The organism is Paracoccus binzhouensis (assembly GCF_016446475.1).
Taxonomy (GTDB): Bacteria; Pseudomonadota; Alphaproteobacteria; order Rhodobacterales; family Rhodobacteraceae; genus Paracoccus; species Paracoccus binzhouensis.
The window spans coordinates 1-12,928 of the sequence record NZ_JAEHFP010000120.1; the positions used below are offsets into that span (position 1 = coordinate 1).

Below are 12,928 nucleotides of genomic sequence, written 5' to 3' on the forward strand. Positions count from 1 at the left end.
GCCGGCGATGGCGGCCAGATCGGCGCGCAGCGGATCGGCGGGCAGGGCGGGGCGCGGCGCATGGGCGGCGGCGGCCGCCAGCCACAGGTAAAGCGCGGCATTGTCCGCCGCATCGGGAAACTCGGTCAGCCGCGCCGGCAGGCGCAGCACCTCGCCGTCGAAACTGGCGCGCGCCACCCGCTCGGCCGGGGTGGCCAGGCGGCGGCGCAGGCGCAGCCGGTGGCCGCTTTCCTCGTCCGCCACCGGCCGGATCTCGACCGAAGGAGCGCCGCCCAGGCCGCGGAACAGCACCGCCAGCCGCGGCTGCATCTGCTCCAGCGTCACCGCCGCGGCGCTGAAATCGGGGGCTGCGTCCAGCCGGCTGGCCAGCCGGTGCCAGAGCTTGCCGACCGTCTCCTCGGGCTCCCAGGGGGCGAGATCATGCGCCATGTCAGCCCGCCAGCGCCCCGACCAGATCGACAAGGCCGCGCTTGACGTCGGCATCGTCGGTCAGCGGCTCGATCATCGCCGCCTGGATGGCCCGGTCGAAGCCCATGCCGCCCGCGATCAGCGTCGCGGCATAGATCACCAGCCGGGTGGAGACGCCTTCCTCCAGATCCTGGCCCTTGAGCCCGCGCAGCTTGCCGGCGATGCGGATCAAGAGCCTGGCGCGGCTTTCGTCCAGCCCGCTTTCGCGGCAGACCACCGGCAGCTCGTGTTCGGGCAGCGGAAAGCCGAATTCGACGGACAGGAAGCGCTGCCGGGTCGAGGGCTTCAGGGTCTTCAGGATGTTCTGGTAGCCGGGGTTGTAGCTGGCGACCAGCATGAAGCCGGGGCCGGCCTGCAATTCCTCGCCGGTGCGGTCGATGGGCAGGATGCGGCGGTCGTCGGTCAGCGGGTGCAGCACCACGGCCACGTCCTTCCTGGCCTCGACCACCTCGTCGAGATAGCAGATCGCGCCCTCGCGCACGGCGCGGGTCAGGGGGCCGTCGACCCAGACCGTCTCGCCGCCTTTCAGCAGGTAGCGCCCGATCAGGTCGGCGGCCGACAGGTCGTCATGGCAGGATACGGTGTAAAGCCGCCGGCCCAGCCTTGCCGCCATATGGGCGACGAAGCGGGTCTTGCCGCAGCCGGTCGGACCCTTCAGCAGCAGGGGCAGGCCGTGGGCATGGGCAGCGGCGAAGACCTCGCATTCGTCGCCCTGCGGCAGGTAGAAGGGGGCGGGGGTGATGCTTCCGTCCATGGTCTCACTCCGCCGCATGCTTGACGACCGGGCCGGGCTCGATCACTTCGCGGCGCGGCATCAGCGTGGCCCAGATGAACAGGCCCACCCCCAGCACCACCGCGGCGCCGGCGCCGAAGCGCATCCAGTAGAACAGCGCCAGCTGGTCCTGCACCTCCATGTAGTTCATGCCCAGCACGCGCTGCAGATGGGTCTGCACCGTGCCGGCGAATGTCAGCACGAAGGTCATGAACAGCATGCCGCCCGCCATCAGCCAGAACGAGGCCATCAGCAGCACCTGGTTATAGGGGTCGCGGCCGCGCAGGATCGGCATGGCATAGGTGAACAGCGCCAGGTTCAGGCAGACATAGGCGCCGAAGAAGGCCAGATGGCCATGCGCCGCCGTGACCTGGGTGCCGTGGGTATAGTAGTTCACCCCGTGCAGCGTGTGCAGGAAGCCCCAGACCCCGGCGCCGAAGAAGGCCAGCACCGCGCAGCCCAGCGACCACAGCAGCGCCGCCTTGTTCGGATGGTCGCGCCGGCCCTTCCAGACCATGACGAAGGCGAAGGCCATCATCGCGAAGAAGGGCACGATCTCGAAGCTCGAGAAGATCGAGCCGATCCATTGCCAATAGGCGGGCATGCCGATCCAGTAGTAATGGTGCCCGGTGCCGAGGATGCCCGAGAACAGCGCCGAGGCGACGATGACGTAAAGCCATTTCTCGACCACCTCGCGGTCCACCCCGGTCAGCTTCAGCATCAGGAAGCCCAGGATCGAGGCCATGATGAGCTCCCAAACGCCCTCGACCCACAGGTGGACGACGTTCCACCAGTATTGCTTGTCCAGCGCCAGGTTGGTCGGATTGTAGAAGGCGAACAGGAACAGCAGCGCCAGCCCCCACAGCCCCATCAGCAGGATGGTCGAGATGACCGTCTTGCGCCCCTTCAGCACCGTCATCGAGACGTTGTAGAGGAAGATCAGCGCCGCCACGACCAGGCCGACCTTGACCCAGGTGGGCTGTTCAAGGAATTCGCGCCCCTGCATGCCCAGCAGGAAATTGCCCTCGAACAGGTTGAAGGCATAGGTCAGGACCGCGCCCAGCGTGCCGACGACCATGATCGCCAGTTGCAGATAGGCCAGCATCGGCGAATGGATCTCGCGCTCGGCCTCCTCGGGGATCAGGAAATAGGCCGAGCCGAAGAAGCCGGTCAGCAGCCAGACGATCAGCGCGTTGGAATGCAGCATCCGGCCAATGTTGAAGGGCAGGGTCTCGGACAGGAAGTTCGGGTTGACATAGACATAGCCGATCAGCAGCCCCATCAGGACCTGCACGGCAAAGAGCGCGAGCGCCACGTAGATATAGGCCAGCGCGATTTTCTGGGTCTGGTATTTCATCGCTTCGTTCCTTCAGCCCGCATCGTTCGGCGGCCAGTTCTGGGTGTTGATCCGCCCGGTCCACAGCAGGAAATCGGTCAGTTCGCGGATCTCCTGGTCGGTCAGGTGGAATTGCGGCATCTGGCGGCGGCCCTCGACGCCAGTGGGCTGCGCTTCCATCCAGCCCTTCAGCGCCTCGAAGGCGGTCTCGGGATCGTCCTGCACGCCCCAGCGCTTCATCACGTTGCCCAGCTCGGGCGCGAAATAGGCGCCTTCGCCCAGGATCGAGTGGCAGTTGATGCAGGCTTTCTTTTCCCACAGGTGCTTGCCCGCGGCGACCTCGGGCGTCAGCCCGGCCGTGTCCGTCGAGACATGGGTGATGTAGTAATGGCTATGGGCGAAAAGCCCGATGAAGATGAGTATGAAGAACAGCGACCCGCCATAAAAGATGTTCCGGGCCATGCTCTTCGTCAGGACTTCGCGCATGGCGAGCGACTCCGCGAGCTGTTGGCAATCGCGTCCTGAATGCGCCGCCGGGCGGCGGCGATCCTTAACCAAAGTCAAGGCATGCCGGAAATTCTCCGGGCAAATTTCTCGGATATGCAGGAGAAGCGTTTGATGACCGAACATGCCCGGGCGATCTGGCCGATCTGGAAACTGGCGCTGTTGCTTTACGTCTTCGCGGCGGGGGCGGTGGCGATCAACCTGTTCATGCTGGGGCTTCTGGGCCAGTCGCTGGGACTGCCGGCGCTTCCGCCGATGACGGTGCTGGCCTTGGCGGTGCCGCTGGGCGTGCCGGCGGCCTGGGCCGCGGGGCTCTGGGTGCGGCATCTGCTTGAGCAGGCGCGCTAGCGCGATCGGGGCTGCGGCCCGCGATCCGATATGCTAGCCCTGCCCATGCCGGCCCGTCCCGCCGGCGCCATGCCCAAGGGTCCGATGCCGGAACAGCTTTCCCGTCTGCCGCTTTTCGCCGGGCTCGATCCGGCGCAGCTGGATGTGGTGCGCCAGGGCATGGTCCGGCTGGCGCTGGCGCCGGCCGAGGTGCTGTTCACCCAGGGCGACCCGGCGGCGCGGTTCTTCGTGCTGCTGGACGGCCGGCTGAAGGTCACGCAGGTGACCGAGGACGGCCAGCAGTTCATCGTCCGCATCGTTCATCCCGGCGAGCTTTGCGGCTTCGCCCCGGCGCTTGGCCGCAGCCATTATCCCGGCAGCGCCGAGGCCATGGTGGAAAGCCGCCTGCTGGCCTGGCCGCGCGCCCGCTGGGAGCCGCTGATCGGCGCCGCGCCCTCGCTGGCCTTCTCGGCGATCCAGGCCGTGGGGCGCAAGCTCGACGAGGCGCATATCCGCCTGCGCGAGATGAGCACCGAGGAGGCGGGCCGCCGCATCGCCCATCTGCTGCTGCGCCTGGCGCGCGAGGATGCAGGGCCGGACAGGGTGTCGCCGCAGCCGCCCGGACCGGTCGAGATCCCCTTTCCCCTGACCCGGCAGGACATCGCGGACATGAGCGGCAACACCCTGCACACGGCCTCGCGCATCATGGCGGCCTGGGAGGCGGACGGCATCCTGTTGCGCGCCCGCCGCAAGGTGATCATCGCCGACCTCCCGGCGCTGGAAGCCATTGCCCAGGCGCAATCCTGATATGAACAGTCTGCAATTTGAGATAGCGCAAAGTCCCGCCGATTCCCGGGTGCTAGCTGTCAGGCCGGAAAAAAGGATTTTCCGCAAGGAGACAGGACATGAAACGCTCTCTGACATTGGCCGCCGCGCTGGCCTTTCTTGCCGTTCCGGCGCTGGCCGCGGACCATCAGGTGCAGATGCTGAACAAGGGCGCGGATGGCGCCATGGTCTTCGAGCCCGCCTTCGTGCAGGCCGAGCTGGGCGATACCATCACCTTCGTGCCCACCGACAAGAGCCATGACGTGGCCTCGCTGCCCGGCATGCTGCCCGAGGGCGTGGCCGAGTTCGAATCGAAGCTGAACGAGCAATATGTGCTGACCGTGGACAAGCCGGGCCTTTATGCGGTGAAGTGCAAGCCGCACCTGCCGATGGGCATGGTGGCGCTGATCCAGGCCGGTGGCGATGCCTCGAACTACGATGCGGTGGCCGGTGGCAAGCTGCCCAAGAAGGCCCGCCAGCGCATGGATGCGCAGCTGGAAAAGGTCACGCGCTGACCCTTTCGCCCCGCGGGGCTTGAGCCTTGGCCCGTCGCCGGTTCCGGGCGGCGGGCCTTTCCGTCCAGGAGGATGCCATGGGCAAATCCGCGAAATCCCTGCGCCCCGAGGGCGGCATTCCGCGCGGTCTGTCGCGGACCGGCCCGGTGCTGTTCTCCTATGGCTTCCGGCCGTTCTTCCTGGGCGGGGCGCTCTGGGCGGTGGTGATCATGCTGCTGTGGATCGCGGCGCTGGCCGGCCATGGCGCGCCCGGCGGCGCCTATGGCGCCAGCCATTGGCACATGCACGAGATGCTGTTCGGTTTTTCCTCGGCGATCCTGTCGGGCTTCCTGATGACGGCGGTGCCGAACTGGACCGGCCGCATGCCGCTGTCCGGGCGGCCGCTGATGGCGCTTTCAGCGCTGTGGCTGGCCGGGCGCCTGGCGATCACCTTTCCGCCGGGCGCCTCGCCGCTGCCCGGCGTGGTGCTGGAATCGCTGTTTCTACCGGTGATGGCGCTGGTCTTCCTGACCGAGATCGTCGCCGGCCGCAAATGGCGCGACCTGAAGGTGGTCGGCGCGGTCGCCGTGCTGGCGCTGGCCAATATCGCCTTCCATCTGTCGGTGCTGCGCGACGGCGACCCGGCCATGGCGGCACGGGCGGCGATCTCGGCCTATGTGCTGCTGATCATCATCATCGGCGGGCGCATCACCCCCAGCTTTACCCGCAACTGGCTGGCGCGGCGCGGCGAGGGGCCGCTGCCGGTGCCCTACAACAGCTTCGACACCGTGGTCGCCTGCGTCTCGGCCGCCACGCTTCTGGGCTGGGTGCTGGCGCCCGAGGCGCCGCCGGTGGCGCTGGCCGCCTGTGCGGCGGCGGCGCTGAACCTGGCCCGGCTGGCGCGCTGGCGCGGCTGGCTGACCGCGCGCGAGCCGCTGGTCCTGTCGCTGCATGGCGGCTACCTGATGCTCGCCCTGGGCTTCGCGGCCGTGGGCCTGGCCGGCTTCGGCGTGCTGAGCAGCGGGGCGGCGCTGCATGTCTTCGGCGTGGGCGCCATCGGCGGCGAGATGCTGGCGGTGATGACCCGCGCCACCCGCGGCCATACCGGGCGCGCGCTGACCGCCTCGGTCACGACCAGCCTCAGCTACCTGGCGATCTTCGCGGCGGCGCTGCTGCGGCCGGCGGCCGAGTTCGGCGCCCATGAGCCGCTGATCCATGCCGCCGGCAGCGCCTGGATCCTGGCCTTCGGGTTGTTCTGCGTCGAACATGCGCCGATGCTGCTGCGCCAGCGCAAGGACTTGCGCGGGGCCTAGCCGGCCTCGGCCCGGCGCAGCAGCAGCCGGTAGCCGCTGCCGTCGGCGGCGTGGTTGCCGGCCCATTGATGCCCCGCCTCGGCCAGTTGCGGCAGCAGCGTTGCAGGTTCGCGCTCGAGCAGGGCGAAGACCACCTCGCCCGCCGTAGCGGCCTCCAGCGCCGCCGCCAGTCGCGCCATCGCCTCGGCTTCCGACAGGCCGGTCAGGTCCAGGAAGGCCGAGGGCTCGGGCCAGCTGAAGGCTTCCAGTGCGCTGCCCAGGCTCAGGGCCTGTTCGGGGCGGCGGAAGTCGATCTGCCAGGCATTGCCGCCCAACGGGGTTTCGCTGTGGATGAAGCCCTGCCGCTCCATCACCCGAAACAGCGGCACCGGCCGGAACGGCGCGATCAGCCGCAGGGTCTGGCCCTCGGCCAGCGCCTCGGCGGCTGCCATGATCGCGGCCAGGGGCTCCTGTCCCTCGGCCAGCATCGGTCTTACATCAAGGGTGACGATCTCGGTCATGGCGCGTCCTGCTGATGGCACTGTGGCGCATGGCGCGGGGTCAGGTAAAGCGGGTTTCGCGGCCCCGGCCGTCCAGCGCCCGCACCTCGACGCTGGGCAACGCCGTCAGGGCGGCGCGGATCGCCCCTGCCGGGGCCAGGCTGAAGCCGGTGGACAGCGCATCGGCCAGCCCCGCCTCGTCGGCGATGACCGAGATCCGCGCCCAGTCGGCGCGCGCCGCGCCGGTGGCCGGGTCGATCAGATGCGGCAGCCGGCCGGCGGCGTCGAAGGTGAAGCCGCGCGCCTCGGTGGTGGCGATGGCGCGGTCGACCAGCGATGCCTCGCCGCCGCCCGCCAGGGCCACGCGCCAGGGCTCGGCGGCGCTGCGGCCGCCGATGGCGCGGATCTCGCCCATGTCGACCAGCGTGTGCTCGGCGCCGCCGGCACGAAGCAGCGCGGTGATGCGGTCGGTGATGACGCCCTGGGCGATGCCGTTCAGCGTCAGCGCCATGCCGGGGCGCAGCAGGATGCGGTCGTCGCTGACCCGGATGCGGTCCATCCCGACCAGCTGCCGCGCCGCCTGCACCGCCGCCGCGTTGCCTGCCGCATGGGCGCGCCAGAGCGGCTGGATGCTGGGGTCGAAGCGCCCGCCGGTCAGCCGGTGCACCCGCCGGGCCAGCCGCAGCGCCGCCACCATTTCCGGGCTGGGCGCGACCAGCAGGCCGCTGCGGTTCAGCTCCGAGAGTTCGGAACTGTCGCGGTAGAGCGTGAAGAGGCCCTCGAGCCGCTGCAGCTCGGCCCGGATTTCGCGGATCAGCGCCCGGGCGCGGGTGCGGTCGGGATGGTTCAGGATCAGCATGACCGGCGCGCCCATGGCCTGGCCGCGCCAGACCGTCGCGCCCGGAACATCGCGCGGCGCGGCATGGGCCAGCAGCGGCGCGCCGAGCGCGGCGGCAAAGATGGACAGGAAGCGGCGGCGGTCAATGCGCATCATCGGCCTCCTCGGGCGCGGTTTCGCCGGTACCCAGGACTTCCTCGGCGGTCAGTTCGTCAAACGCCTGCACGCGGCCGCCCTTGTCGGCGGCAAAGGCCTCGGCGGCCTCGCGGCTGCCGAAGGGCACGAGCTCGGCCCCGCCCATGCCGGCCTGCACGGTCGAACCGACGACATAGAAGGCCCTGGTCGCGTCGATCCAGTTGTCGGCGCCGGGATCGGCCCAGCTGGCCGCCTTGGCCATGTCCGAGACGTAGAGCCCGCCGTGATCCTTGACCTCGTCCGGCATCATGGAAAAGGCGACCGCGTCGCGGGCCGACGAGAACCAGTAGGCGCCTATTTCCTTCGACAGCACCACCTGGCCCTTGGGCCCTTCGTGTTCCATCAGGTTCATGCCGCAATAGCGTCCGACCGCCTCGGCGGTCATGGTCTCGGGCGGCAGGGTGGCGGTCGTCTCGTCCCGGCAGGCCGACAGCGCCAGCGTCAGCAGAAGGGCGATCAGCAGCGGTTTCATCACAGGGTCCTCACAGGTTCCGTCGCGAGAATGCGGTCATGGCCAGGGCCAGCGGCAGCACGCACCAGACCAGCAGCCCCCCGGCCAGCAGGGCCGGGGTCAGTTGCGAATTGTCATAGACGCCGCCCATGCCGGACAGCATGGCCGAGGCGCCCTCGCCCAGCGTGAGCAGGCGATAGGCGTCGGTCGGGTTCAGCAGCAGGGCCAGGTCCATGATCCAGCCCGGCACCGCATGGCCACCGCGCGCCACCAGCGCCGCCAGCAGCGCCATGTCGTAAAGCGCCACGAACAGCAGCCACAGCCCGATGGCGATGCCCGCCGCGGTCGAGCTTTCCTGCACGACCGAGGAGGCCAGCGTCCCCAGCGCCAGGAACACCGCCCCCAGCAGCACCGAGATCGCGGTCATCATGGCAAAGGCCTGCCAGCCCTCGGCGCCGTGGCGCCAGATCACGAAACCCGCGGCGAAGCCGAAGCCGATCACCGTGGTCAGCGCCAGGATGGCCAACTGGCCCATGAACTTGCCCGCCACCACCTGAGGCCGCGACAGCGGATGGCTGAGCAGCAGCAGCAGCGTGCCGCGTTCCGCCTCGCGGGTGATGCTGTCATGCGAGAGCAGAAGCGCGATCAGCGGCACCAGGAAGATGGTCAGGCTGGCCAGGCCGACCACCACCACATCCAGCGCCCCGGTGGCGGTCGAGCCGGTGGGTGCCGAACCCAGCGCAGCGATGACCGAGGCCAGCGCCGCCATGACCGCGGTCATCGAGACGACCCAGCGATTGCGGATGCCCTCGGCCAGCTCGCGGCGGGCAATGGTCAGGATCGCGGACATCAGGCGGCCTCGCTGCGCAGGAAATGGGCGTAGATGTCGTCGAGGCTGGGATCCTCGAGCGTGATCTCGCGCGCGCCGGTGTCCAGCAAGGCACGCAGCGTCGCGGCCTTTTCGGCCTCGGCCAGGTCGATGCGGCGCAGCCCGCCATCCGAGGCGCGGAAGCGCAGGCGCGAGGGCAGGCCGGCCAGCCGCCGCAGCTCGGCCAGCGAGCCGTCGGCGATCTTGCGGCCCTGGTTGATGACGATGACCCGCTCGGCATGGCCTTCCAGCTCGGTCAGCGCGTGCGAGGACAGCAGAACCGTCGCGCCCTGCCGCGCAAGGTCGGCGACGATGCCGTAAAGCTCGCGCCGCAGGGCGGGGTCGAGGCCCGAGGTCGGCTCGTCCAGCAGCAGAAGCCGCGGCCGGCCCAGCAGCGCCTGGGCCAGACCGAGGCGCTGGCGCATCCCCTTGGAATAGCCGCGCACTGGCCGATCGGCGGCCTCCAGCAGCCCGACCCGCGCGAACAGCGCGTCATGGCCGCGCGTCGGCAGGCCCTTGAGCCGGGCGTAGAAGCCCAGCGTCTCGCGCCCGGTGAAGGCCAGGTGGAACTGCACGCTTTCGGGCAGATAGCCCAGCTGCGCGCGGGCGGTGCGGCCATGGCCCGGATCGGCGCCCAGGACCCGGATGCGCCCGGAATCCGGCCGGGTCAGCCCCAGCATCATCTTGATCTGCGTGGTCTTGCCGGCGCCGTTATGGCCGACCAGCGCCACAACCTGGCCGGGCGGCAGCGCATAGGACAGCGCGCTGACCACCGGGCGGCCGCCATAGCTCTTGCCCACGCCTTCGAGGATCACGGTCGCGTCGTTCGGGGCGGCGGTGATGATGGCAGTCATGGCATGGGCCTTTCGGAATTGGGAAACATCAGCGGATGGCTGTCGGTGACGCCGCCCGGCAGCAGGGCGGGAAAGCGGCTTTGCGCGAAGCGCAGGATCTGCACCGCCGGGCTGGTCAGCAGCATCCGCGCCTGCGGGGCCGTCCACATCACCTTGTCCACCATGTCGTTGGGCCGATAGGCGCTGTCGGCCAGCCCGTCGCCGTTCAGGTCGAAGGCGGCATTGTCGGACCAGTAGTTGCCGATGCCGTCCAGCGACCATTCCAGATAGCGGGTGCCGACATATTTCACCTGGATGCGGTTCTGCACGAAATCGTTGCGCGACATCAGGTTGCCCTCGGCACCTGCTGTGAAATGGATGCCGATGGCGCAGCCCTCGAAATGGTTGCCGGTGAAGCGGTTCTTGTTGGCATTGTAGATGAACACGCATTTCTCGGGCGCGATGCGGCCCGCGGCCGAGGCGGGGTCGGGGGCGGGCACGCCGGCCTCGAGGCTCTGCCCCATGTCGCGCCAGCGGCTTTCCGGCGCCGGGCGGCCGATCACCCGATTGCCCGACAGCACCGAGCGGTTGGCCGAGTTGAACAGGAAGCCGTAGTCGCGGTCGTTCTCGGAGGAGTTGCCGGTGACGGTCAGCCGGTCCGAGAACATGATCGCATAGCCCATGGCATTGTCGCGCGAGACATTGCCGCTGACCTCGCTGTCCGAGGTGTTCATGTAATGGATGGCAAAGCGGGTGTCGTGGATGCGGTTGTTGCGGAAGGCGTTCTTCTTGGAGACCGACACGAAGATGCCGTCGCGGCCGCGGGTGATCTCGTTATCCTCGACCGCGGCGCCGGGGGCGTTCCAGACGCTGACGCCGTTGCCAAGCTCGGACTGCCGGCCCAGGCGGCCGGTGATGCGGTTGCCCGAGACCAGCGCATCGCGCGCGCCCTGGATGCGGATGCCGTGCAGGTTGTCGGTCAGCACGTTGCCGTCCACGCGCGCGCCGGTGGCGCGCCTGGTCAGGAAGATGCCGGAATCCATCCGGTCGAGATCGCTGCCCGAGCCGGTGACGGTCAGCCCGGTGACGCGCACGTCCAGGGCATCGACCGCGATCACATGGCCCTGTCCCGCGCCATCGACCACCGCGCCGGGTTCGCCGCGCAGGGTCAGGGGCGTCGCGATCAGCAGGGGGCCGCGCCAGCGGCCGGCCCCCAGCACGATTTCGTCCCCCGGCCGGGCATTCGCCAGCGCCTGCGCCAGCCCGGCATCGTCGGCCGGGCGCAGCGTGTCCGCCGCCAGCGGCGAGGACAGCAGCAGCGCAAGCGCAAGGCCAAGACCGGGGATGGCGCGCAGCATCAGGCCGGCTCCACCAGCATGCGGCCCTTCATCTCCATGTGCATGGCATGGCAGAACCACGAGCAGTAATACCAGTAGACGCCCGGCCGGTCGGCCTTGAAGGTGACCGAGGCGGTGGCTTGCGGCGCGACCTCCATGTTGATGCCGTAATTGACGATGCAGAAGCCATGGGTCAGGTCCTCGACCTCGTCGATATTGGTGACATAGACCGTGACCTCGTCGCCCTGCTTGACGGTGAAGCTGTCCAGCCCGAAGGCGGGGGCCGAGGAGGTCATGTAGACCCGGACCTTGTTGCCGTCGCGGATCACCTCGCTGTCGATCATCAGGTCGATGTTGTCCTTTTTCGCCTGCTCGACGGCATCGGCGAAGAACGGATCGTTGCGGTCCCAGAGCGAGACCGGGTTCACCTTCGAGGCGTGGATGATCGTCGCGTCATGCGGCTCGGCGAAGGTGGGGTTGTCGTGGACGATCTTCATCTCGTCGCCCGAGATGTCGATCAGCTGGTCGCATTCCGGCTTCAGCGGCCCGACGTTCAGGAAGCGGTCCTTCGAGAACTTGTTGAGCGAGATCAGCCATTTGCCATCGGCTTCCCTGGTCTGGCCCATCGAGGTGTGATTGTGGCCGGGCTGGTAGTGCACGTCCAGCTTCTGCCGGATCGGGTCGACCTTCTCGCCGTTATGGGCGCGGATCGCGTCCTCGATGTTCCACTTGCAGATCTGGCTGTCGATGAACAGCGTCGTATAGGCATTGCCGCGGCCGTCATAGGCGGTGTGCAGCGGACCCAGGCCCAGTTCCGGCTCGGCCACCACGGTGTCGCGCGGCTGGATCTTGCCGGCGAACAGGTCGTCGAAGCGGCGCACGTCGAAGACCGTGACCGTGGGCGAGAGCTTGCCGTTGGCGACGATATGGATGCCGTCCGGCGCAGTGTTGATGCCGTGCGGGCCGTTGGGGACCGGGACGTAGCGCACCAGCTTGTTGTCCGCGCCGCGGCCGTCGAGCACGCGCACGCCGTTCAACTCCTGGCCCTCGCCGGCCTTCACCGCGGCCTCGATGGCGTGGAGGTTGAAGATGGTCAGCCAGTCCTGGTCCTTTTCCATCGTCTCTTCCAGCGTCACGCCGCCTTCCGAGTTGTAGCAGGTCGCGAAGGCGTATTTGCCCTGGTAGTCGGCGTCGACGTTGTCGAGATTGCCGTCGACGATGATCTGCCAGGCCACTTCCATCGTGTCGCCGTCGATGGCCGAGAAGACCGAGTGATATTGCGAGGGGTCGTCCAGCGCCGTGCCGTCATTGGGCAGCGGCACGCCATCCTCGCCATTGGCGAAGACATAGCCGGTGCGCGGGTATTTCTGCACCCGCAGCCCGTGCACGGTGTGCTGGTTCGGCAGCTCGATGATCTTGTCGCATTTCATCACGTCCATGCGGATGCGGGCGACGCGGGTGTTTGCCTTGTCGTTGATGAAGAAATAGCGCCCGTCATAGGTGCCATCGGTAAAGGACGGGTGCGGGTGGTGGGCATCGCCATTGCTGAAGAAGCCGCCCTTGTCCTTGAGGAACGCGCGGGTCTGCGGCGTCAGCCCCTCGGTCAGGACCTTGATCGACTCGTTGGTCTGGCCCCAGCCGGTGGCGCTTTCACGGTTGAAGATCGGCACCCGGATCAGCTCGCGCATCGAGGGCAGGCCAAGGATGCGCACCTCGCCGGAATGGCCGCCCGAGAGCAGGACGTAATATTCGTCCAGCTCGCCCGGCGCCACCTCGAAGGATTGCCCCCCTGAGGCGCCTTGCGCGGCGGCCTGTCCGGCGATGGCCGCCGCGCCCAGCCCGGCGCCGGCGCCCAGCAGCGCGCGGGGTGCGATGCTGCCCGCGCCGG

General features: G+C 68.6%; 14 protein-coding genes and 1 pseudogene. 4 read left to right on the forward strand and 11 right to left on the reverse strand.

All coding sequences use genetic code 11. The annotated features are described in order from the left end of the window. The 4 genes and pseudogenes from I9P22_RS20050 to I9P22_RS20065 form a co-directional block, all read right to left on the reverse strand. Positions 1 to 429: pseudogene (locus I9P22_RS20050) on the reverse strand (nitric oxide reductase activation protein NorD); the annotation flags it as partial. Position 430: 1 nt separating this feature from the next. Further along, the gene (locus I9P22_RS20055; RefSeq protein ID WP_233253501.1) at positions 431 to 1,222 is read right to left on the reverse strand and encodes a CbbQ/NirQ/NorQ/GpvN family protein; all 792 of its coding nucleotides are present in this window, start codon (positions 1,220 to 1,222) and stop codon (positions 431 to 433) included. Between the two features lie 4 nt (positions 1,223 to 1,226). After that, entirely contained in the window at positions 1,227 to 2,597 is a 1,371-nt protein-coding gene (locus I9P22_RS20060; protein WP_199261463.1) for a cbb3-type cytochrome c oxidase subunit I, read from the reverse strand. Positions 2,598 to 2,609: 12 nt separating this feature from the next. After that, entirely contained in the window at positions 2,610 to 3,062 is a 453-nt protein-coding gene (locus I9P22_RS20065; RefSeq protein ID WP_199261465.1) for a c-type cytochrome, read from the reverse strand. 132 nt (positions 3,063 to 3,194) lie between these two features. On the opposite strand from I9P22_RS20065, the gene I9P22_RS20070 reads away from it, so the two are divergent. From I9P22_RS20070 to I9P22_RS20085, 4 genes are all read left to right on the forward strand, one after another. Further along, entirely contained in the window at positions 3,195 to 3,428 is a 234-nt protein-coding gene (locus tag I9P22_RS20070) for a hypothetical protein (RefSeq protein WP_199261467.1), read from the forward strand. An 84-nt stretch (positions 3,429 to 3,512) separates the two neighbouring features. Continuing rightward, positions 3,513 to 4,214 (forward strand): Crp/Fnr family transcriptional regulator, encoded by a 702-nt coding sequence (locus tag I9P22_RS20075; protein ID WP_199261470.1) that lies wholly within the window; start codon positions 3,513 to 3,515, stop codon positions 4,212 to 4,214. A 98-nt stretch (positions 4,215 to 4,312) separates the two neighbouring features. Continuing rightward, complete coding sequence (locus I9P22_RS20080; RefSeq protein WP_199261472.1) at positions 4,313 to 4,747, forward strand: pseudoazurin; 435 nt, start codon at positions 4,313 to 4,315, stop codon at positions 4,745 to 4,747. A gap of 77 nt (positions 4,748 to 4,824) precedes the next feature. Further along, complete coding sequence (locus I9P22_RS20085; protein WP_199261474.1) at positions 4,825 to 6,039, forward strand: NnrS family protein; 1,215 nt, start codon at positions 4,825 to 4,827, stop codon at positions 6,037 to 6,039. Here I9P22_RS20085 and I9P22_RS20090 read toward each other — a convergent pair. Genes I9P22_RS20090 through nosZ form a run of 7 tightly spaced genes read right to left on the reverse strand, consistent with a single transcriptional unit; the run spans position 6,036 to position 12,914 of the window. After that, complete coding sequence (locus tag I9P22_RS20090; protein WP_199261477.1) at positions 6,036 to 6,539, reverse strand: DUF2249 domain-containing protein; 504 nt, start codon at positions 6,537 to 6,539, stop codon at positions 6,036 to 6,038. The two genes, I9P22_RS20085 and I9P22_RS20090, sit on opposite strands and share 4 nt — an antisense overlap. 40 nt (positions 6,540 to 6,579) lie before the next feature. Continuing rightward, positions 6,580 to 7,509, reverse strand: a complete 930-nt coding sequence (locus tag I9P22_RS20095) for an FAD:protein FMN transferase (protein WP_199261479.1) — start codon at positions 7,507 to 7,509, stop codon at positions 6,580 to 6,582. Further along, the gene (locus I9P22_RS20100) at positions 7,499 to 8,023 is read right to left on the reverse strand and encodes a nitrous oxide reductase accessory protein NosL (RefSeq protein ID WP_199261481.1); all 525 of its coding nucleotides are present in this window, start codon (positions 8,021 to 8,023) and stop codon (positions 7,499 to 7,501) included. Before I9P22_RS20100 ends, I9P22_RS20095 begins: the two co-directional genes overlap by 11 nt. Positions 8,024 to 8,033: 10 nt before the next feature. Further along, positions 8,034 to 8,852 carry an ABC transporter permease subunit gene (locus tag I9P22_RS20105; protein ID WP_199261484.1) on the reverse strand — a complete coding sequence of 273 codons (819 nt, stop codon included), beginning with the start codon at positions 8,850 to 8,852 and terminating at the stop codon, positions 8,034 to 8,036. Next, positions 8,852 to 9,724 carry an ABC transporter ATP-binding protein gene (locus I9P22_RS20110; protein ID WP_199261486.1) on the reverse strand — a complete coding sequence of 291 codons (873 nt, stop codon included), beginning with the start codon at positions 9,722 to 9,724 and terminating at the stop codon, positions 8,852 to 8,854. Before I9P22_RS20110 ends, I9P22_RS20105 begins: the two co-directional genes overlap by 1 nt. Next, positions 9,721 to 11,061, reverse strand: coding sequence for a nitrous oxide reductase family maturation protein NosD (locus I9P22_RS20115; RefSeq protein WP_199261488.1), 1,341 nt, complete (start codon positions 11,059 to 11,061; stop codon positions 9,721 to 9,723). The genes I9P22_RS20110 and I9P22_RS20115 overlap by 4 nt, the downstream gene beginning before the upstream one ends. After that, positions 11,061 to 12,914: a TAT-dependent nitrous-oxide reductase gene (gene nosZ / locus I9P22_RS20120; protein WP_332909052.1), complete on the reverse strand. Its 1,854-nt coding sequence runs from the start codon at positions 12,912 to 12,914 to the stop codon at positions 11,061 to 11,063. The genes I9P22_RS20115 and nosZ overlap by 1 nt, the downstream gene beginning before the upstream one ends. Positions 12,915 to 12,928 lie beyond the last annotated feature (14 nt).